Source organism: Leptothoe sp. EHU-05/26/07-4 (assembly GCF_043421015.1).
Lineage (GTDB): Bacteria > Cyanobacteriota > Cyanobacteriia > Phormidesmidales > Phormidesmidaceae > Leptothoe > Leptothoe turfae.
Genome location: NZ_JAXSQV010000003.1, coordinates 1,195,067 through 1,215,783, shown reverse-complemented (window position 1 = coordinate 1,215,783; position 20,717 = coordinate 1,195,067). Strand labels below are relative to the sequence as shown.

The window sequence follows — 20,717 nt, the reverse complement described above, 5'->3', positions numbered from 1 at the left end:
TGGGGCTTTACGCTTCTCCATGAGTATTTTGGGTTAAGCTCACAGCTTAGAACAGCCTTGATCCTGGTCTTTACCGGATCCTCGGCACTAATCACGACTCAAGGAGCATTGCTGTGTCTAATGAGCAATACCCTGAACTTCCTTCACTCTATCCAAGCCCTGACCCCTCACCCACGGCTCCTACCATGGAGGCTGTGCCGCCGTCGCCCTCTTGTCGTCGTCGTTGGATAAACCGGGCAGGACATGGCTTACTGGCATTAGGACTATTGCTAGCCGGTGTCCCGGTTGCCTGGTTGTTGGGAATTGGTGCATCTAGAGTAGTCTCAGCCCCCACCAAACGGATGCCTCTGCAGGAAGTGGTGCTGCGGCGAACCAATCGAGTGTTTACAGAAATCTATCGCTTGCCTAGCCGCTGGCGACCTGCGCCCCCTCTAGAAACTCGTATTGAACCGATACCCATACCCACTCAGCCGATTGAGCCTTTAACGACACCACCACCAGCTTTGAATAATCGAGAACGTCAGATCGCTGAGGAAGAATTCGCCGCTCTTCAGCAAGAATTTGAAACCATTCGTAAGCGTTTGTATGACTTGGAAAGCAAACTAGGTCGAGCGCAGTCCACTGCAGATGTTGAGAGTAGGCTGGCAAATTTAGAGCGACGCCTTATCCCTGACCAGTCTGATGAGCCAGGTGTGCAACCTGTTTCCACAACCGCCGTTGCCGATGAGCCGCAACCAGAAGAAAATACCCCACAGGTGCACCATCCCCTATTAGAAACCACCGAACTGAAGATCACCCTACCGAGTGATGCACTGTTTGCCCCTGGAGAAGCACGTTTGTTGGCTACTGCTCCAGAACTCCTCAACAGCATTTTTGGAGATCTTCGCCAATATCCGAAGGCTACGATTTTAATTGGTAGCCACACCGATGACCGGATGGAGCCATCCCAAAGCATGAGCTTGGCATTTCAACAGGCAAACGCCCTCAGGGCCTATCTGGCTGGCAACTTACCAGACGAAAACCGTTGGGTTACCATCGGCTATGGCCAAAGCCAGCCCATTACTGACAATAGCAACCCTCAATTTCGTCAGCGCAATCGCCGTATTGAAATTGCTATTGATCGCCGTTAGCGACATCCGAGATATCTTGCCGTATTGAAATTGCTATTGATCGCCGTTAGCGACATCCGGGATATCTTGCCGTATTGAAATTGCTATTGATCGCCGTTAGGGGCATGCTGATAATCAACTCACTTATTCAGTGTCCATTCCTGTAATGAAAGTTGTCTACTTTGGTACTCCACAATTTGCGGTACCTGGCCTTATTCGTCTGCTTAAAGACCCTGATTTTGATATTATTGCCGTCGTTACTCAGCCAGATAAGCGGCGGGGGCGCGGCAGTAAAGTGACCCCTTCCCCTGTGAAAACAGTGGCTACCGAAGCCGGGATTCCTGTGTGGCAACCCCAAAAAATCAAAAAAGATGCTGAGGCTCTAGACTTCCTCAGCCACTGTCAGGCTGATGCCTTTGTGGTAGTTGCCTATGGCCAAATCCTTTCCCAAGAAATTTTGGATATGCCGCGACTGGGGTCAATCAATGGTCATGGCTCGATTTTACCCACCTACCGTGGGGCTGCTCCCATTCAGTGGAGTTTATACCACGGTGAGGCGGAGACCGGTGTAACCACCATGTTGATGGATGCCGGTATGGATACAGGCCCCATGTTGCTAGAGGAAAAGATTCCCATTGGGCTCTTGGATAACGCCTGGGCAATTGCTGATACCTTGTCTAAACTCACAGCTGAGCTGCTGTTGAGCACACTTCATAAGCTAGATGGCCAAGCCATTCGTCCCATTCCTCAAATTGAGGAGCAGGCCACCTATGCGCCGCTGATTAAGAAAGCTGATTATGTCATTGACTGGCAGCGTCCGGCTCTGGATATCCATAACCAAATCCGGGGCTTCTATCCCAACTGTGTCACTCAGCTACAACAGCAGCCGCTTAAAGTTAGTGAGACGATTCCTCTGTTTGATGGCGTCTGGTCTCAACTGCCTGAGGACTATCGGACTTTAAAAGATGCCTATGGGGCTCTAAAGCCTGCCGAGCCTGGCAAAGTTATGGCTGTTTGGAAAAATCATGGCCCTGTCATTGGCACAGGTGATGGATATTTATTGCTCCGTCAGGTTCAGCCAGCGGGTAAAAAATCTCAGTCTGGGTGGGCCTTTGCCAATGGCAGTCGTTTAGCTTTAGGAGAGAACTTAGGTTAGGCATAGGGGCTGCTGGTCGTCGATGGTTGCCCTTCGATACCGGGCGTTATCGGTCAGGATTGCGTATCAATTTTGGGACAAAAAAAACTCCTGGCCTCAGCCAGGAGCTTGTTTGTAGATGTCCAGGAAAAAGCTAGTCTAACCTTGGGAAAGTCCGCCAAGGTTACTTGAACATTGGCCTTAGCCAGCTGCCAAATAACCTTGGAACGTTGCCTTACGACGACGTAGATGCTTAAGGGCCTGTTGTTCTAGCTGGCGAACCCGCTCGCGGCTGATACCCATCCGCTGTCCTACCTTAGCTAGGGAGAGCTGGGTGCCGTCGATCAGGCCAAAGCGTAGATTGATCACTTCCTTCTGCTGAGGAGTGAGTTCCGTCAGCATATTGCGAATATCTTGACGCAAGGACTGCTGAACCGTGTAATCCTCAGGTGATACGGTGTCGTCCTCCAGTAGCTCCTGTAGCTCTGTATCCTGGTTGTCGCCGATGCGGACATCCAGAGATATGGGCTGACGGGACATGGTTAGGTATTCCCGTACTTGTTCAGGGGTGAGGTCAAGCTCCTGACCAATTTCACCAACTGATGGACTACGGCCTAACTTCTGGGCAAGGACGCGCTGCTCACGCTTAATTTTATTGAGCTTTTCGGTGATGTGAATGGGTAGACGAATGGTGCGTGACTGCTGTGCGATCGCACGGGTAATTGCCTGACGAATCCACCAGTAAGCATAGGTGGAAAACTTATACCCTTTCATGGGGTCAAACTTTTCGACACCGCGCTCCAGACCTAAAGTACCTTCCTGGATTAAATCTAGGAATTCTAAATTACGCTTTTGATACTTTTTAGCCACTGCTACTACAAGGCGCAGGTTAGCTTCGATCATTTTGCGCTTTGCCCGTTCACCGTGCCGTAGCTGATGGACGAGTTCTGTCTCGGAAATACCGGCAGCCTGCGACCATTCGACTCGATTCGCATCATGACCGAGTTCTTCGTCTAACTTATCTTTAGTCTCCTGCAGAGCCATCAAGCACTGTACCTGCTTACCCAACACAATTTCTTCTTCATGAGTGAGTAGAGGTACGCGACCAATCTCTTGAAGATAAGTGCGTACGGTATCAGTACTGTAGGCAACTGGTGAAGTTCGTTTTGGGGCTTTCAGCTTCGACATAGCTTGTAATGGACCTCCACTGCTGGAAAAGTGTGCCAGGTATAGGGTATTTATGAACCCTTAACCACGAGTTGAATTCGAAAGGTTGAACTTTACTGGTAATACGCAGAACACAACAAATCGGATTGCAATTAATGGAATCGCTCTAACAATCCGCTTCAAACGCCTAGGTCAAGGCTGAACATGTACCTATATTTCTGAAAAACGAACTTAAAACGGATTCATTATGAGTTTAATTTTACCCTAAGTAACACAAATGATTACACTTGATTAAACAACTCTCATAAACACATCTCTATTCCGTTACTTTAAGGTAAATAGATGAGAAATCTAAGAAGTCTCAGATTAGAGTTGGCTGAGAGAAGAGCGGGTAAACGACAATCTCCGTAGTGCTAGTATGCCTCAAGCTTTCAGGCGTTTGGGTGAGGTTTTCCTTGGGCGATAACCGAACCGAATGGGCTGATTATGGATTATTTATGCACGTATCCACAAATTCTTATACCTGTCTGTTTGAGAACTTAAGCGACTATGAAGTTTAGGGGCGAACTAGAAACAATTTTGTAGTCATTAGAACAACTTTTGTCTTGTTTCGAGACTAAACCTAGCAATTAACATCCACCATATGTGGGATGAATGAGGTCTATGAATGAAATAAATAAATCCCTTTTTTATAAACAGAATTAAGACCTTGCCAGGGTTAATAGATATCGGTGGATGATACCACGATTTAGTTCATTTGTACTGAAGGAGGCGTAAAAATAAGTAGAGGACTATTGGTATGGACGTAGGTAACGCTCATAATTTCCCCATTATTGGGATATTACTGAGAATAAGACGTAATAATGCAGTCCAGGTAACGCAAGGAGAACACGGTTGGCGACATTATAGCTCCACTTTTAAGCAGCAATAATAAGTACTGTGACACCTATGACTATCCCTAAGAGTGTCACAGTACTTAAAGTTATTGCTAATCATTCTCTAAGAGATAGAGGTTTCTGATGTTGGATGCTTGTTAAGGCCCATGGGTTGCTTGGCGTTAGAAATAACCTGATACAGCGGTTATCTCATGTCTACATGTTTTATTATCCTTGTCAGTCAAAGCTTTGGAAGACTTTTGGTGATTTTTCTGTTCCAAAAATGCGACTCATAATGTCGTGGGGGCGCGCATAGGGGGCGGCATCACCATTGCTGGTTTTCTACTCCGATGTTCTTGGGCAGCCCCCGTCTAAGTTCCTTGTGCATAAGTAATGTGTATTGGTAGCTATATTTACGTACCCAGGGTGCCAGAGTGTTGTTAAATAAGGACATTCCTGGTCAAAACCACGTGGTTTCCGCAATCGGTTTGTCGTCGATATCACTTGATTTTCCTCAGTACCCTAAAAAGCTATGTATCATTGGGCACCTTGAGATCGGTTGAGTACCCATGACTTATTCAGCTGATCAAGGAATTTTATGGCTTCGAACAAACCTGTCAACAATTCATATGATCACACCAGTCATAATCAGGATCCGGAATTTTGGCGACAGTTGTCTAGGGATTTTCCGTTTGAGGGTGTGGATGAGGAGCAGCTACGCCAACAGACGGAACAGTGGATTAATTGTGCTAACGAGCTTTTAGGTCCGCTCCCGTCTCGGATGAAGAATAAAACGAAGCGTTAGAGCATTGCTTGAGTGTGTTCCCAGCCCAGGTATAGAGCCCTCGGTACATGGAAACAGCCTTTCCACTTTCCTCCTTTTAGGGGGAGTAGTACATCGCCCTGGCGGTTTAGATAGCCAAACCATTCACCGTGGTCTGGGTCATTAAACCGGGACCATGCATAGTTATGAACGGTGCGATACCATTGCCAGCAGTCATCTCGCTGGGTGAGTCGATAGCCCAATAGCAGGGCCACTAAGGTTTCTAAATGAACCCACCACAGTTTTTGGCTCCATTCTAGTTGCTGAGGGGGATGGCCCATGCGGTCTAAGAAGTAGAAAATACCGCCATACTCATTGTCCCAACCCCGTTCAAGAATTGTTAGGGTGGTGTCGATGGCGCGATTAATTAAGGTGTTGTCCTGGCGTCGCTGGCCAATGTCCATCATGAACCACATGGCTTCGATGCCATGGCCAGGGTTGAGTAATCGACCTTCAAAACAGTCGATGGGAGTGCCATCTGGAGCAATGTGTTCATATATCAAGCCGCTCTCAGGATCTAGGAACTCTTCCATAACGGCGTGAATGGTTTGGTTTAATACTACATCTAGGCATTCTGTTGTTAGCAACCAGTCCATTTCTAGGGTGAGGTTGGCCAAAATCATGGGTATGGCCAAGGACTTCATGGGGCGTGTGCCTGGGTAAGCTTTGTTGTACTGGCCTTTAGGATTATCTTGACGACGCAAAACATTGTTATAGGCCTGTAGGGCAATTTCCTTAGCTTCGCTATCTCCACAGGCCTGGGCGTATTGACTGAAGGCCATGGCGGCAAAGCAATCGGAAAAAATATTGTAGGGCTGTATTAAGGGACGGCCTTGGCGATCTAAGGAAAAGTACCAGTTACCCTCAAGATCACGACCGTGCTGGGTCAAAAAGTTAACACCGTGGCGGGCCATCTCTAACCAGTCTGAACGTTGTTCTAGGCGGTTGTACACCATGGAAAAGGTCCAGACTTGGCGGTTTTGCAGCCAGATAAACTTATCGGTGTCGTAAACATTTCCCTGTACGTCTAGACAAGTAAAGTAGCCGCCGCACTCACGATCTAATGAGTGGTTTTGCCAAAATGGCAAGACTGTCTCTAGCAGTGTGGATTTGTAGAGTTGGGCAAGGGCGCTAAAGTCCTTGTGGGATAGACGTTCGATCAGCATCAGTCAAATGTTGATAACTAGATAGGGAACACTATCTCACTCTTTGTCTGGATGTAATTGGAGAGAAAGTTGAAGTTTTTTAGGAACAAACTACACCAAGCTACAGGCCACTGCACAGGACTACCTATGGTTTGACGCACTGGTTTGACCCGCTGGTTCGGCGCGCTAATTTGATACATGAGTGTAACTTGGTGAGTTGCCGATCTCCTCGGGCAGTCTATGGAAAGCATCCAATAGGGATCTACTTAGTAAAACTGCTGATGACTGGATGAATGTCTATGTTGCTCTCCGAGGACTTGATCGAACTGAAATATCAAGAGATTGTGGAATACCAGGACGTGGTGACCAATGCAGCCATGGAAAGTATTGCATTTGATGTGATCGACACCCAGATGGCTTGCTTAGGGACAGCGATTATGACAAGCCTGATAATGGGGTGTTGTGCCAAGGTATTTATACCGAGTCGCAAACATCCACGGTAGTCTTAGTCCAACTGCTCCCACTGGGCTATTTTAAATGGCATATATTCACGAACAGATAAAAAATCTCTGTATTATTCTGTAAACCTAGCCACTAAGAGCATGGTATCGACGACATGTCATTAGTGGTAAATCAATCGTCAGGGGATATTGGTGATTAATACCTAGTTGGGTGAGATATCGGCCAGGTTCTCACCAAATCAAAGGTCAGATTAAACCAGACAGAACATAAGGAATTAGCAGAGTATGGTGATGCAGCGGCGAGAGGTATTAGCAGGGCTATTGGTAACCGGTGGGTTGATGTCATGGGGATTGATGGGCAAAGCGGCCCATGCCTATGATGTTATTATTACGCCCAACGATCCTCAGCTGGGCGATACCATTTCTGTCATGGTGAAAGCTAGAAACGGTGCTAGCTCTCCTCCCACAGTTATTGCCAATGGTAAAGAATATCCCAGTTTTCCCCTATCCGATAATCGCTTTCGCGCGTTTGTTCCCACCAGTCCTCTGGATACGCCGGGGCGTATCGTGATCCAGGTCAGTGGTGATGAAGAAACCCGCAATCTGGCCGTCGGTTTACGCAACCGTAGCTTCCGGACCCAGCGGATCACACTGCGAGGTAGCGGTAGCCTGGGCACGGACCATGAATTTGATCGAGTGGATGCCTTTAAGCAACTGGTGAGTCCTGAGCGCCATTGGCGGGGCACATTGTTGCGTCCGAGTCAGGGCAGGGTGAGTTCAGAATATGGCGTACGGCGTTATTACAATGGTGAGTTTGCCGAAAACTACTACCATCGTGGTGTGGATTATGCTGCGGGAACTGGAACACCGGTAGTAGCTCCTGCGGCTGGGTATATCCGCCTAGTGGGTCGTGTGAGTGATGGATTTGAGCTCCATGGTAATACCGTTGGCATTGATCACGGTCAGGGGCTGTTGAGTATCATGATTCACCTCAGTCGCATTGATGTGAATGAGGGAGATTTCGTAAGTGCAGGTCAGCAAGTGGGGGCCATTGGTTCCACCGGTGCGTCCACTGGCCCCCATTTACACTGGGGGCTATATATGAATCAGGTGGCGGTTGATCCCGTACCCTGGCGCTATAACGGCTTTGAGTAGTGGGCAGCTGACCTACTTTAGGAAGAGAGTTTGGTTGTTGTTATTGAGATTTTATAATTGCTCTTTTCTTATTTATTTTAAGGCATTCAATTTTTCTAGCACTAATGGGTCGCGCGCTAACTGTTGCGCGATGCTGGTTGCGCCTGCCTGGTTTAAGTGACTGGGGTCAGCAAAGAAGGCATTTTGTTGACGCCATTGCAGAAGCAGGTCAATGACGGCAAATCCCTGACGCTGGCTTTGGGTTTGTAAAAACTGTTGGAAGCGTTGATCAAGGGGGAGACGAAAGTCGTCTAGGTAGTCGCCGCTGAGGGGAAGATGAACATAGACCAATTCAATATTGCGGCTTTTGAGATAGCCCACTAGCGATCGCAACGACCCCAGCTGTAACCCTGTCAAACCAAACGGGTTATAAAACCCATCGTAGCGTCCGCTAATGCGCGGATAGGTTTGATAGAACGCAGCCGGGTCAAATACATCGGCAACTGGCAAAAAGCCATAGGCATTAATACTGCTAGGCGGTCTGGGGATAGAGGCTCGATTGCTAAACCCTGGCTTTTCCCCTGCCAGCACGGCCCGGTATCCCGGTGACTTGAGAATGTTGGCAAAGGTGGCATCAACACGACGGCTGTTAAATGCCCGCGAACCATCCCCCCAAATCACCAGTCTGGGCAGTTGATCTGAGGTGAGCAGTCGCTGGAGGACAAAGTTCATCACCTGGGCCGTAGCGCCGTTAATGCTGAAGTTAAACACCCGCACGGGATATCCCTGTGTTTCTAAATCTGTTTGGAGGATCTGTGGGTTTATCCCCTGGATGGTGCGGGAGCTACCAATCACCAGGATGTCCGGTGGGCCAAACGTGGCTAAATAGCTCAGGTAGAGCCGCAATTGTTCATCTAAGACGGGGCTGCCTAAACTGGGAAACACATTGGGCCAGCTGAGTTGGTTGGCCTGCCGTTGGGCAAAGGCCAGATTTTGTAAGTACTCCTGCTGCTTACGCTGGGCAAAGAAGCGCTCCGGGCTTTGGGCCGGAATGGTTTGCAAGGTTGCGATCGCATCTGTCCATGCTTTAACGACCTGATCCCATTGGTCAGCGTTACTGGCGGTTTGGCCTAACTCCGCTGCCTTATCAGCTTGCTCAAACCCAGACTCCAGGGCTGCCGCCACTCGTCGGTCGGCCCAAAAATTACTCCTTGCCGCAAAAGCAGGATTGGGACCATTCACATCGCCACGGCTGAACCAAAATCCCAGCGACACCAAAATTGCCAAGCCAAATAGCAAGGCCATGATCCGGTGTCGTTTATCTAGAACTTTCATGCTGTCAATTTGCTAACCCACCAGCGGTATATATAACCACAGTGTGACGGCGGTGGTCTCTGATTGTGACTATTTCTCAAAGGATAGCAACAGCTTTTGTAAACGTTGGGTTAAGGTTGGACACTTCGCTGTGGCGAAACCCCGCAAAAATTTGCTGGCCTGGCCCCATGTCCATGGACTGGATGAATCAAATTTCATACTGTATTCGTCAGAGTAAGCAATGTGCCCCACGGGCGATTAAGTGGATAACCGTCCTTAAATTACCAGTGTGGGATTGTAGACACGGAAAGATTGATGCTTTTATCAATCTTTCAGGTGGCATAGATTTTATGGTTGGTTGTCACAGATTTAGGCATTTATGGCAGGTTTTCGAACGGTTAGCTGGCTGTTAGGCATCAGTCTGCTAATGGGTGTGGGTCAGGCAGGCGAGGCTAGAACTGCCCAAGTGAATGGGCCTGTCAGGGCCAAATCTGTTGAGGCTGCCCAGATCCAGTATCAACAAGCAAAAAACTTTCTACGTATGGGCAGCAGTCGAGCCGCGCTGCGTCCGTTGACCATGGCCAGTGAGTTATACCGCAGTGCAGGAGACCCGATCGGCGAGCACAATAGCCTGGTGGACCTGAGTTTTGCCCACTATCGTTTGGGCGATTTCAACCGGGCCCAGCAGACCCTGAATCAAGCAAATCAGCTAACCATACCCGCCTCTACAGCCGTTGCTCAACGCCATCGAGGTTTTTTAATGCAGGCGTTGATCTGGCTAGAACAGGGAAATATTACCCGTAGTTGGCAGCAGCTGCGTCAGGTGCAGCGGGGGTTCCTGCAAGATTTTTCAGAACAAAATCGGCTTAATTTAGCCCTAGGAGAGGTCTATCGGCACACGGGACAATACGGTCGGGCGCTGGATACGCTACACGCTACCCTGTCCCGAAGCTCAGACCGGGTGGATCGCACTCGAGCCCTGGGGGAAGTGGGCAGCCTCTATTACATGCTTGGGGACTACGGCCAGGCAGAGTCTGCTTATCAAACCGCCCTGGGGGAAGCCAGATCCGTAGGGTATTGGGAGGGCATACCTCGGTATCTCAATGGTTTAGGGCATGTTTATCGGCAGCAGCAAACCTATGACAAGGCGCGGGCCACGTATTTAGAGGCAAAGGACATCGCTATTTCCCAGGGGCAGTGGCACGAGCTAGCCAATATTCTCAACAGCTTGGGAGAGCTCTATGCCGAGCAGGGGGCGTTTAACAAGGCACTGGAAACGTTTACTGAAGCCCTGGGCTATCGAGACAAGTATGTCGGGCCAGAATATAGCCGCACCCTAGATCATTTAGGGCAGCTCTACGTCAGGCAGGATCGGGAAACAGCCCTTGAGTACTTTAATGACGCCTATGCCTGGGCCAGACATCACCATGATGAAGTGGGGCAGATCAATGCCCTCAGTGGCCTGGCTGAGATTTATCGGGCCAAAGGCAATCTATCTCAGGCTAAAGAAACGCTGTATGGGGTATTGGATAAGTTTGAAGCCCTAGAGCCTGGTCTACAGGATAGTAATAAGGTTTCGCTGTTTGAGACCCAATCTTATCGGTACGATCAGCTACAGCAGGTGCTGATTGAGCAGGGGGATATGGAGGCTGCCCTGGTGGTGGCAGAGCGAGGACGGGCGCGGGCCTTTGTGGAATTACTGGCTGCCCAAACCCTGGAGACAGCCACACCTGTGCCTGTGGCAGACCTAACGATTGCTCACATTAAGGCACTGGCTAAAAAGCAGGGGACCACACTGGTGCAGTATTCCATTATTCGCCAACCGTCCCCTGGACGCAGCCAGTTTAACGATCGAACCCTATTTATTTGGGTGGTTAACCCCGATGGAGAGATTGCCTTTGAACAGGTGGATCTGACTCAGCAGCCCCATGCCCTGAGGGATAAGTTGACCGCTAGCCAGGATAGTCTCGGGGTGCGTGGGTTTAATTCGTGGGGTGGTGGGGTGCAGACCGCCCAAGCCAGCCAAGATATGGCCCAGGCAGACTTGAAACAACTTTACGATCTGCTGATTGCTCCAATCGCTCAGTATTTACCCGAGGCCCCAGCGGAAAAGGTCATCATTGTTCCCCATCGGGAGCTATTTTTGGTGCCTTTTCCGGCTTTGCAAAATGCCCAGGGGCAGTATCTGATTGAGAATCATACGTTAGGCACAACACCGTCGCTACAGACGCTGCATTTTCTACAACAACGCCTGGTGCAACAATCCGGTGAGGCCCTGGTGGTGGGAATTGACCGTGCTCAAGCGGCATCAGCGGTGATCGTGGGCAATCCTGAAATGCCGTCGGTGCCCTTTAGGGTGGGGGGGCCACCCATGCCCCTGACGGATTTACCGGGGGCAGAGGCAGAGGCCGTTGCGATCGCACCCATTCTCAATACTGTTCCCTTATTGGGGACTGCGGCGACAGAAACCGCCGTGCGTGAACGGTTGGCCGATGCCGATATTATCCATTTAGCCACCCATGGTTTACTGGATGAACGCCATGGGTTGAGTAGTGCGATCGCATTGACCCCCACCCGTGAAAAAGGTGACCGTGACCAGCCTGACGATGGGTTGCTAACTGCCCAAGAAGTAATGCAGCTTGATCTCAAGGCCGACCTGGTGGTGCTCAGTGCCTGTAATACAGGACGAGGGCAGATTACGGGTGACGGTGTTGTGGGACTTTCCCGCTCATTTTTAGCAGCGGGTGCCAATAACCTGGTGGCTTCCCTGTGGGCCGTACCCGATGAGGCAACGGCAATGCTCATGACTGAGTTTTATCAGCAGCTACAAATTGAACCAGATAAGGCCGTTGCCCTGCGACAGGCCATGTTGCATACATTGGCAGATCATCCCGATCCTCGCGACTGGGCCGCATTCTTTTTGATTGGGCTCTAAGACTAGTTCTGAGTTTTGTAGAGCCTCACATTGCATTCACCCCACTCCCTATTGCCTACTCACTTACACCGACAGACTATAGTTATTCAAACCGAGAGCGGCTATAAATTAGCCCAAAAGATTATTCAGCCTCAGAACTTTCTCCAAGCCTAGCTAAAACCCATTTAGCTTCAGCCACCTTAGCCTCTAACTTCAGCAGAGAAGACCTGAGTTTAGTGACTTGATGAGTATGTTTTTTAAGTTTGTATTCTGCATCCCTAGGCATATCTTTTGCATTTGCTGCTGATTCTGCAAAAGGCTGTTGTGCAATACGATGGTCAATAAACTGTCGAAGCTGTTCGATATCTACAGAGATCTCAGCAATTAGCTGAACCAGGGTTTGCCCTGGTTCCTCAACGGTACGAATTAGGGAAGAAATGTCCAGCTGAAGATCTCTATTGACACGCTCAAGTAATCGTTCCATGGGTCTTGACCATAGTGCGCAGGTAAATATCAAGTCATTAAGCACAGCGCGCGAGTGATATATTCTCGGCCCTTTTTAAATTAAGCGTTTGTTGCCAATAGCTTATTCATGATATCTGATGAAGTGTCTTCCATTGTCCTTCAATCCATTTGAGCGCTATGGGGCCAAAGCCAGGGGGCGTGATTGTGATGTCACTGTCATTATCTATGCCTTGCCATGCATACGTCTGGGGCAATCGTAAAGTTGTTGTGACGAAATGATGAAAAGTGTTGTAGCCTTCATCACTAAGGGGTAACTATCTGTGCCAAATGAAAATCCTGTAAAGAATGCAGCTGTTTCACGAAATGTTTTACAGCCGAACATTGGAGTTCGTTGGCAGACTTTGGTGACGATGACTATAAACCTTTCATAACGGAAACAGGCCCAAGATCGCCTATCACGGGGCAAAAACTATATCGACTACGATTGCTTTGACGATGCCATTGAAGAACTGATCCAGGTGGGCTAGCCTGCCCCCCTGGATCAGCCTGAGATTGAGGTGGAATTGGACCTGCCTGAGCGGGATATGAACTTTGGCGATGCCGCCTTGTTGCCAGGTGAGGTGCGCCCGATTCATGTGATTGAAGAGTTGGCTAATGCGTATAAGCGCTATGAAGTAAAGGTGGTTGAGGCTGAGTAGGGTACTAATTTAAAAATTATACTGGCTGGCGTGAGGCTGATTATGGTCGGCCCAAATAGTCTCGTTTACCAATCTCGACGCCATTGTGTCGAAGAATATCGTAAGCCGTTGTCACATGAAAATAAACATTGGGCAAAACAAAAAATGACAGAAACTCCCATCCTCTGAAATCCATAGTTTGACCTTCACCAATGGGCAACGTGAGGATTGTCTCTTCTGTGTTGTTAATTTGTTCAGGGGTAAAGGTTTCTATGTAAGCCACGGACTGATGCATACGCTCGATCAGTTCAGGGAACGTGGTCTCTGTGTCTTCCATGGCAATCACCTCAACACCTGCAAGCCTGGCCACACCTCGTCTGGCCAGATCTGAGACAACCTGAACCTGTCGAACAAAGGGAAACATATCGGGGTATAAGCGGCTATTGAGCAAAGCCGTCGGATCGATATTTTTGGCCTCTGCGTAGTCTTCACCCTTTTTGAGAATGACAACCATGTTCTTAAGGGCGCGGATTAATAACGGCACCGAGGCTTGATACATGGAAATTGTCATAACAAACCCTCCTAAGGTTCAGTTAACTTGCCTGTTTCCCTGACACCATACTTAATGAATGAATCTGTGGCTTTAGCCATTTCATTGGCCCCTAGCCATTTCATTGGCCCCTAGCCATTTCATTGGCCCCTAGCCATCTCATTGGCCCCTAGCCATCTCATTGGCCCCTAGCCATCTTATTCCAAACAGCGACTTAGCGCAGCATTATAGGCCTGGTAAGGTTTTACGCCTGTCAGTGTCTCCACCAGTTCACCACTCTTAAAAAACATAACCGCTGGCATGCCTTTGAGCCCAAACCGTTTGGGTACCTGCTTATTGACATCAAAATCTATTTTCATCACATTGACACGGTCTTTATAGGTCTTGGCCAGCTGATCAATTAGGGGCGTTATCAGTTTGCAAGAGCCACACCAGGACGCCATGCAATCCACCACCAGCAGAGGTTCTTGTTCCAGAAGAGAATTCAGTTCTGATTCATCCTGAATAAAGCGGGCTGCCCCTGCTTCTTCTGCAAATAGCTCAGCCAATGCCTGGGTTATTTCTGCAAACGAGAGGCTAGCATTAACAGTTGTTAATTGCTCTTGCTGCCGATAATACTCCAGTACGGGCGCAGTCTCTTGTTGATGATGGGCTAACCGGTGACGGATAGCTGGGATCGGCTCATGATTCTCTGTAGAAGATAATCGGTTAATCAATAGCCCCGTCATGGTCTTTAAGTAGGCCACCTTTGCTACAGGTTGACCTACCTTTAACAACCATTCATTCAGCCCTTGGGCCTGAACCAGGGTGCGGGGAAACCCATCCAACACCCACCCCTGTAGCATCACATCCGGCTGCTCAAACCGCTTTCGCAGCAACTTTATTGCTAAAGCATCGGGGACTAGCTCACCCGCTTCAACGTAAGACTGTATCTCCAGACCGATGGCCGACTGTTTAGCAATAGCCCCATGGATGAGCTGCCCCATGGACACATGGGGAATATGCCAGCGATTGGACAGTGTGTTTGCCTGTTCCTTAACCCCTACACCAGGAGGTCCTAAAAGAATAAGCTGCTTGAATTTCATGGAATAGACCTTAGCAAACCGTAACGTTGGCAGTCTATGGAGGCATGGAGATGTTTCCATAGACTGCGCTTACAGCTCACCAGTATGTTTTACGCACCCAGTTTGTCCTCATTTTGCTGCATATTCTTTTAGATTTCGCCGATGGCTGCTGGAGTTCAAAGATCAGGGCGAAGCAAGTTAAGGCTACAGATGTCAGTGGCTCAAACAGCCAGGAATTGGTAGCAAATCTTTTGAATATCTGGATGTTTATTTAACGTTTATTCAAAAAACTATAGAATGCTGCGACTTGTAATCCCAACAACAGCAATTCTCCTTGCCCTTGGAGCTGTGCTGTTAATTGTGGGGATATTTAATGCCTTAAAAACTCAACAATAACGAAGAGTTTATCTGGTTAGTTTGGGACATGTAGCTGAAGTTTGAAGACTTTCATTTTTTGGTCATCATAATCATTTTAGAGTGATGTGAGAATCCACACTTTTCATAGAAGGCTGCTGCTGGGCTATCTCTCATGGTCAATAAATAAATTATGCTTACACCCTGGTTTATCAGCTGTTGGTAAAGCATATCGATTATCTTTGTGCCAATTCCACTTCGTTGCTGAGTGGATTGGATACACATTTCTTTTAGAAAAAAATGTTTGCCTTCGTACCATGTTTCAGTGTGGCCGATGGCAAACCCTAGAATTCTGTCCTTTTTGATCGCAACAATTCCATAAGACCCTGGCATACTATAACAGTCCTGCAATCTACCCAGAGCTATTTCCTGACTCCACGTTTCGTTCCAAGGTGGGCTGTTGAAGACTGCAGCAAATAAAGCAGCACATTTCTCAAGATGAAAATCTTCGATAGGTTGAAGGTTCATACCGATTTGTCAGATAGCGCAGCGCGGGTTCTAAGGCCGATAAGAATACTTCTTGCAACCCAGCGTATGCCTATCAGTTAACCACAATCAGTGAGTGAGCGCCAGGTCCAGTATCAATCCTGTAATCTGTTTGTTCCAAATTTGTCCCATCAACCACCCGCCAAAACTCCAGGGCTCCGCGTCGTGGTTCTGGTGTCTCGTATTCAAACACCCCTGCAACAATATATTGATCAGACGCATCAAATGCAATGCCTTCTGGAAGAATACCGTCAAAGGTCCAGTCACCAGTCTTGGCCATTTGACCTGTGATCGGATCGAACTGGATTAAGGAAAGTGAGGACTGGCTATACCCTGGCTCATCTGGAGAAAGCCATGTCTGGCCGATATTACTCGTCGCAATCAGCGTGCCGTCGTTTGAGAAGGCAATGCTTTCAGCATGTCTTGGCAGAGAAACTCCGGCCACAACAAAATGTTGGGCTGCATCAATCTGATCCAACGGTGCTAATTCAATGACTGTCAGCTGTGATGGTGGTGCATTGACATAAAATCCCCTCACATCTGGCCCCCACTGCAAATCATTGGTCACATAAAAACGACCATCGGGAGAAAACTTTCCAGACATTGGCCATTTAGAGGTGACAACACGGTTACCCCAGGGCACCACATCGCTGACATTGCCATTGGCATCACGAACAACCCGAGAAAACTGAACCTGGCCACGAAAATTAGCATTGACAGCAATAACATCTGCTGTAGGGTGCCACTCTACATGGTGGGGTAGCATCCCACCGTCTGGCAGTTCTGCCACTGGCGAGAAGCTCCGCATCGGCAGTTGGACCGGTTCACCAAAGCGACCATTGGTAAAGGTGACAAACGTCAGCGGTGCATCTGGGTCCTTAGTTGCCAAGGCTAATGTTGTGCCGCTAGCATCTAGGGAAACACCTTGAGGATCAATACCTACCTCCACTGACGCAATGACTCTCGGGTTTGCCCGATCAGATACATCAACTGCCCGTAACGTTGTACCCAGATCCAGATCGCTGATTAGCTGATCTTCTGGTTCGCGTTGCTCTTTGGTTTCAGCAACAAAGATAGTATTGCTATCTTGAGAAGCCACCAAACTGTAAACAGGGTTAATAACAGAATTGGAGACTTCAATTGAGCTAGTTAGGGCGGGTGTAGCAGGCAATGGTAATGTTACCAATGAAAGCTGATCAGGACCGCGTGGATCGCCAAGCTGCCCGTCAATGTAAGCATAGGCCCGCATATCTCCATCAGATATCGCTGCAATGTATCGGCCCTGAAAATTTGGGGGTATTTGGGCATTGACGAGCTGGATATAGGCAAACATCACAGCAGTGGCAAGCCCTATCAAAACGGTAGCAACTCGCTTTAAATTAGACATTATTAAGAATCAAAAGTGCCATCAGGACTAATTACTCATCAGTTCTCTTAGCCTCGTCTCCGAAAGTTGAGGATTAAAAGAAACCCTTGGATCAAGTGTTGCGAGCGGGAAGCGCGGTGTGCTGGGTCGACGAAAATCAATCGACTCGACATAGGCCACCAGGTCCGCATTTTGAGTAGCTGAGCCCTGCTCATTGTATTGCTGGTAGTTGGGATAATCGGGAGCTAGTGAATCCCAGTCTGCATAGGCTGTTAGGCCGACGTTGAGCGTTTCAGGCAAGTCGGGGCGAATAAACTGGTCAAGAACTTGCCATTCTGTAGAGTTTTCGGCCTGATACAACAATGTAAAGAGTTCACCAGAACGCCCAACTCGTAATCGAATCCAGCCCTCTGGTGCGTCAGAAATCTTTAAAGTCGAAAGACTGTTGTAGGTCGATTTTATTTCAAACTGCGGTTCACCTGCTGGGAAGGCTGTGCCAGCACTAAAGAATAGCCAGTTTTCTTGATTGGGTTCCCAGTTTGCTGGTGTGATAGCTCGCGGTGTTCGAATGAATAGCCCCGCTAACGAGAACGATCGCTGAGGCATAGTACTTTGAGTGCCTTTTACCCTGATACGAGTGGTAATGATAAAGTCTCCGGTAACCTGACGATAAAGATGCCCTGCTGTATTATCTTCAAACCAGCCAGAGGATCTGGGTCGCAGCACTAAGCTGCCATTTTCGATGCTAGGAGGCTCCCACTTAGGCACCCAGCCCTCAACTTGGAATTCTTGCCAGCCTTGAAGTGCCTGTGGACTGTCAAAGCGAGTCGATAGCGATCGCAAGTCATCATCTACTTGAGGCTCAGCAGCCTCAGCTGCTACAGGCTCAGCCGCTGGGCTATCTATAACGGCCCCCGTAGTTGTTAAACCCGTCATTATAATTCCTCCTAAAACTAGGGAAATGAGACGTCTCATAGACTTCCTTTGGTATCGTTAAATGATTTTTATCGACAAACAGAAGTGCCAAACTCTGTTATCTGGTGCTGCACCTGTTGTGTTTTTGCCGCTGTGAGCAATGCCGGTAACGTAAATAAATAGTCACGATCGCGCACCATCGTATGGCAACCAATACAAGACCCTTGACTACTGGAAACTAATCTTCCAGATGGGCTGTACCAGGCCGATTGCCACTCGCCACTGTCAGCATTGACCTGCCACCCACTACGCTTTTTTCGAATAAACACATTGTTTAGTTGAGTCGGTGTCAGATGGCCATTACTTCCCTGACGTGCTGAGTGAGTTTCCATCACAATCACTGTGCCACTGGAGACTGTTTCACTGGTTTCAAGGGCCTCAAGAGATGGACGATTTACGTACATCTGTCGGATAATGTTGCTATTGGGACAGTCCACGATCGCATACTGAACAAACTGCTGTTGATAATCAGCTGGAAACCGTACTGAAGCAGCGTCTGTTGAATCTGGTGCGTAGACAACCTCTGGTGTTACCCGATCAGACGCAAGACTGTGGTTAACACTAGACTCTGATGATATTCCAGAGGGAGATAGGTGGGTAATTGAGATCGCAACCCCCACCGTCATCAAAAAGAGAACTAATCCTGAAATCCATCTTGGACGTGCCATCATGTGTCACCTCTCGTAACGTCCAGACAGGACTCACATAAATTTTGTAGAAACAGCCTATGTATCCCAACATAAACAGGCGAGAATAATACTGTCCAATGCTTTTTAGGACAGCATTAATAACATAAAGTTATTACTATGAAACTTCACGCCTTTCAGTACTTCGTAACCGTTGCAGAAGAACTCCATTTTGGTCGCGCCGCTGCTCGCTTACAGATTACCCAGCCTGCCCTTAGCAGACAGATTCACAGGCTAGAAGCAGAACTGGGTGTAACGCTGCTCCACCGCACAAAACGCATGGTAGAGCTAACCGAAGCAGGGGCTGCATTTTTAATCGAAGTTCGCAAAGGACTACAGCAGTTAGACTCAGCCATCCAACTAGCCCAGCGCATCGATCGAGGAGAAATTGGCTCGTTACGGATTGCCTTTACAGCCTCCTCCATGCATACAGTGCTGCCAGAAATTTTGCGACATTTTCGCGATCGCCATCCCGATGTCAAACTAGCCATGAACGAAATTTGCACCCTTGACCAGGTGAACAGTCTCAGAAAAGAAACTATTGACATCGGTTTTTTACATCCACCGGTAGAAGATTCATTTCTCAACCTCTATCCACTACAAGGAGAAAAACTAGTGCTGGCTCTACCTGATAGCCATGCACTAGCCGAGAAAAAACAACTATCGCTACAATCCCTTGCCACCGAATCATTTATTGTCCACCCACGCCATGAAGGACCCGTGCTGTATGATCAAATGTTAGCCCTCTGCAAAGACGCCGGATTTGCCCCCAATATTGTTTATGAAGATAGCAAATATCAAACCCGACTGGGCCTAGTCGCTGCTGGTACCGGCATCACATTCGTCCCCGAAAGCCTTCAAAAAGCAGGTTTATCCGGTATCTCTTATTGCCCCCTCATCGGCAACTTCCTCCAACTCCAACTAGCCGTTGCCTGGCGACGACGGCATATATCACCAGTGATTGAAGGCTTTCTAGACGTAGTTGAAAAAGTCACAACCGAGAAAAGTCATCACTCAAAAAAAATTGCAAAATCAATAACAGATTGAAAACTCAAAAAGAGTATAAATAATTTGCTTCCAAAACTGTAGCGCTTAAGTTCTACAGTGTTGAGAAGGATAAAAATATCGGATGAGTTAGTTTAGCTCTTACCCTAACCTTGACGTAGCTCACCCCTCACCAGAATATTTGCTACAAACGATTACCCTGTCGGGGGGTGGGGGGAGTTTAGGCCCCCACGAATAGGAGGGTTTCAGGGAGGAAAGCCCTGAGCAGCCCTATCGCTACTTATCAATTCCCATCACTATGAACTATTGAATCATTCCCCTAGCCATTCATAGCCAAAACCATCACTTACCCCCTGGCAAGCTTCAATCCGCATCGTTTATCCTCTCCTTCTGCAGTACAAATTGTCGCACCAGCTCCGGAAAGTTTGCCTGTCTCACTACCCCACAATCTTCAAAACCAGCCTTTCTTACAACAATCTGCGAATACTTATTTTCTGGGGCAATCGGAGCTACTACGCGGTGATAACCAAGGTCGTTAAGAGCATGGTGGGAGATTGCGATCGCAATCTCCGTCCCATACCCCTGTCCCCTCGCCGCTGGCATCACAGCATACATAACCTCCACTGCTTCATCATCATGGGGATTCAACCCACAAAAACCCACAAACCGTTTGCTGTTCTTTTCTTCAACCGCAAATGCAAGCATCGGTTGCTCAGAACCATAGGACGCAATCGTAAACTCAATCAGACGTTTAGCACCCTCCCTGGTGGTTTGTTCGTCTGTAAACGTCAGAAATTTTGTCGACTCAGGATCTGTCATAAAGCTGATAAAGGCATCAGCATCAGCAAAGATGAACTCGCGAATTGTTAATCGCGCTGTGTTGATTGGCTGCATGACCCAGGAACTAAACCAATAATCCAGTTAGTGCGAAGGCTAATCAAAAGCCTAGCAA

At 48.3% G+C, this 20,717-nt stretch carries 19 protein-coding genes; 8 read left to right on the top strand and 11 right to left on the bottom strand.

What is annotated here, in order from left to right; genetic code table 11:
- Positions 1–113 precede the first annotated feature (113 nt).
- Together U2F10_RS12980 and fmt are read left to right on the top strand one after the other, a co-directional pair.
- Positions 114–1,130, top strand: a complete 1,017-nt coding sequence (locus tag U2F10_RS12980) for an OmpA family protein (RefSeq protein ID WP_499872336.1) — start codon at positions 114–116, stop codon at positions 1,128–1,130.
- Positions 1,131–1,275: 145 nt separating this feature from the next.
- Complete coding sequence (fmt, locus tag U2F10_RS12975) at positions 1,276–2,265, top strand: methionyl-tRNA formyltransferase (protein ID WP_499872335.1); 990 nt, start codon at positions 1,276–1,278, stop codon at positions 2,263–2,265.
- A gap of 180 nt (positions 2,266–2,445) precedes the next feature.
- Here the strand turns inward: fmt and U2F10_RS12970 are convergent, their stop codons facing one another.
- Entirely contained in the window at positions 2,446–3,432 is a 987-nt protein-coding gene (locus tag U2F10_RS12970) for an RNA polymerase sigma factor, RpoD/SigA family (RefSeq protein ID WP_006514862.1), read from the bottom strand.
- 1,452 nt (positions 3,433–4,884) lie between these two features.
- Here U2F10_RS12970 and U2F10_RS12965 point away from each other — a divergent pair.
- Complete coding sequence (locus tag U2F10_RS12965; RefSeq protein WP_163700234.1) at positions 4,885–5,091, top strand: hypothetical protein; 207 nt, start codon at positions 4,885–4,887, stop codon at positions 5,089–5,091.
- Here U2F10_RS12965 and U2F10_RS12960 read toward each other — a convergent pair.
- The gene (locus tag U2F10_RS12960; RefSeq protein WP_163700237.1) at positions 5,088–6,275 is read right to left on the bottom strand and encodes a n-acyl-d-glucosamine 2-epimerase; all 1,188 of its coding nucleotides are present in this window, start codon (positions 6,273–6,275) and stop codon (positions 5,088–5,090) included. The genes U2F10_RS12965 and U2F10_RS12960 overlap by 4 nt on opposite strands.
- 278 nt (positions 6,276–6,553) lie before the next feature.
- Here U2F10_RS12960 and U2F10_RS12955 point away from each other — a divergent pair, with 278 nt between their 5' ends.
- Together U2F10_RS12955 and U2F10_RS12950 are read left to right on the top strand one after the other, a co-directional pair.
- Positions 6,554–6,757, top strand: a complete 204-nt coding sequence (locus tag U2F10_RS12955; RefSeq protein ID WP_163668076.1) for a hypothetical protein — start codon at positions 6,554–6,556, stop codon at positions 6,755–6,757.
- 249 nt (positions 6,758–7,006) lie between these two features.
- Positions 7,007–7,870, top strand: coding sequence for a M23 family metallopeptidase (locus U2F10_RS12950; protein WP_431732050.1), 864 nt, complete (start codon positions 7,007–7,009; stop codon positions 7,868–7,870).
- Positions 7,871–7,942: 72 nt separating this feature from the next.
- Here the strand turns inward: U2F10_RS12950 and U2F10_RS12945 are convergent, their stop codons facing one another.
- Positions 7,943–9,184 carry an SGNH/GDSL hydrolase family protein gene (locus tag U2F10_RS12945; protein WP_499872333.1) on the bottom strand — a complete coding sequence of 414 codons (1,242 nt, stop codon included), beginning with the start codon at positions 9,182–9,184 and terminating at the stop codon, positions 7,943–7,945.
- Between the two features lie 358 nt (positions 9,185–9,542).
- On the opposite strand from U2F10_RS12945, the gene U2F10_RS12940 reads away from it, so the two are divergent.
- Entirely contained in the window at positions 9,543–12,098 is a 2,556-nt protein-coding gene (locus U2F10_RS12940) for a CHAT domain-containing protein (RefSeq protein WP_499872332.1), read from the top strand.
- A gap of 121 nt (positions 12,099–12,219) precedes the next feature.
- Here U2F10_RS12940 and U2F10_RS12935 read toward each other — a convergent pair whose 3' ends face one another.
- Positions 12,220–12,561 (bottom strand): hypothetical protein, encoded by a 342-nt coding sequence (locus tag U2F10_RS12935; RefSeq protein ID WP_163700246.1) that lies wholly within the window; start codon positions 12,559–12,561, stop codon positions 12,220–12,222.
- Positions 12,562–13,099: 538 nt separating this feature from the next.
- Here U2F10_RS12935 and U2F10_RS12930 point away from each other — a divergent pair.
- Complete coding sequence (locus U2F10_RS12930) at positions 13,100–13,240, top strand: hypothetical protein (RefSeq protein WP_499062329.1); 141 nt, start codon at positions 13,100–13,102, stop codon at positions 13,238–13,240.
- Between the two features lie 40 nt (positions 13,241–13,280).
- Here U2F10_RS12930 and U2F10_RS12925 read toward each other — a convergent pair whose 3' ends face one another.
- From U2F10_RS12925 to U2F10_RS12900, 6 genes are all read right to left on the bottom strand, one after another.
- A complete protein-coding gene (locus U2F10_RS12925) occupies positions 13,281–13,790 on the bottom strand; it encodes a DUF1993 domain-containing protein (RefSeq protein WP_163668087.1) in 510 nt (169 codons plus the stop codon).
- A gap of 176 nt (positions 13,791–13,966) precedes the next feature.
- Positions 13,967–14,854, bottom strand: a complete 888-nt coding sequence (locus U2F10_RS12920) for a nucleoside monophosphate kinase (protein WP_163668089.1) — start codon at positions 14,852–14,854, stop codon at positions 13,967–13,969.
- A 426-nt stretch (positions 14,855–15,280) separates the two neighbouring features.
- Positions 15,281–15,715 carry a GNAT family N-acetyltransferase gene (locus U2F10_RS12915; protein ID WP_163700251.1) on the bottom strand — a complete coding sequence of 145 codons (435 nt, stop codon included), beginning with the start codon at positions 15,713–15,715 and terminating at the stop codon, positions 15,281–15,283.
- A 73-nt stretch (positions 15,716–15,788) separates the two neighbouring features.
- Positions 15,789–17,120, bottom strand: a complete 1,332-nt coding sequence (locus U2F10_RS12910) for a YncE family protein (RefSeq protein ID WP_163700255.1) — start codon at positions 17,118–17,120, stop codon at positions 15,789–15,791.
- 27 nt (positions 17,121–17,147) lie between these two features.
- Positions 17,148–18,035 (bottom strand): DUF1349 domain-containing protein, encoded by an 888-nt coding sequence (locus U2F10_RS12905; RefSeq protein WP_499866826.1) that lies wholly within the window; start codon positions 18,033–18,035, stop codon positions 17,148–17,150.
- Between the two features lie 68 nt (positions 18,036–18,103).
- Positions 18,104–18,745: a cytochrome P460 family protein gene (locus U2F10_RS12900; protein WP_163700260.1), complete on the bottom strand. Its 642-nt coding sequence runs from the start codon at positions 18,743–18,745 to the stop codon at positions 18,104–18,106.
- Positions 18,746–18,880: 135 nt separating this feature from the next.
- Between U2F10_RS12900 and U2F10_RS12895 the strand changes: the two genes are divergently transcribed.
- A complete protein-coding gene (locus U2F10_RS12895) occupies positions 18,881–19,807 on the top strand; it encodes a LysR family transcriptional regulator (protein WP_163700263.1) in 927 nt (308 codons plus the stop codon).
- A 321-nt stretch (positions 19,808–20,128) separates the two neighbouring features.
- Here the strand turns inward: U2F10_RS12895 and U2F10_RS12890 are convergent, their stop codons facing one another.
- Positions 20,129–20,659: a GNAT family N-acetyltransferase gene (locus tag U2F10_RS12890; protein WP_163700265.1), complete on the bottom strand. Its 531-nt coding sequence runs from the start codon at positions 20,657–20,659 to the stop codon at positions 20,129–20,131.
- Between the last annotated feature and the right edge of the window lie 58 nt (positions 20,660–20,717).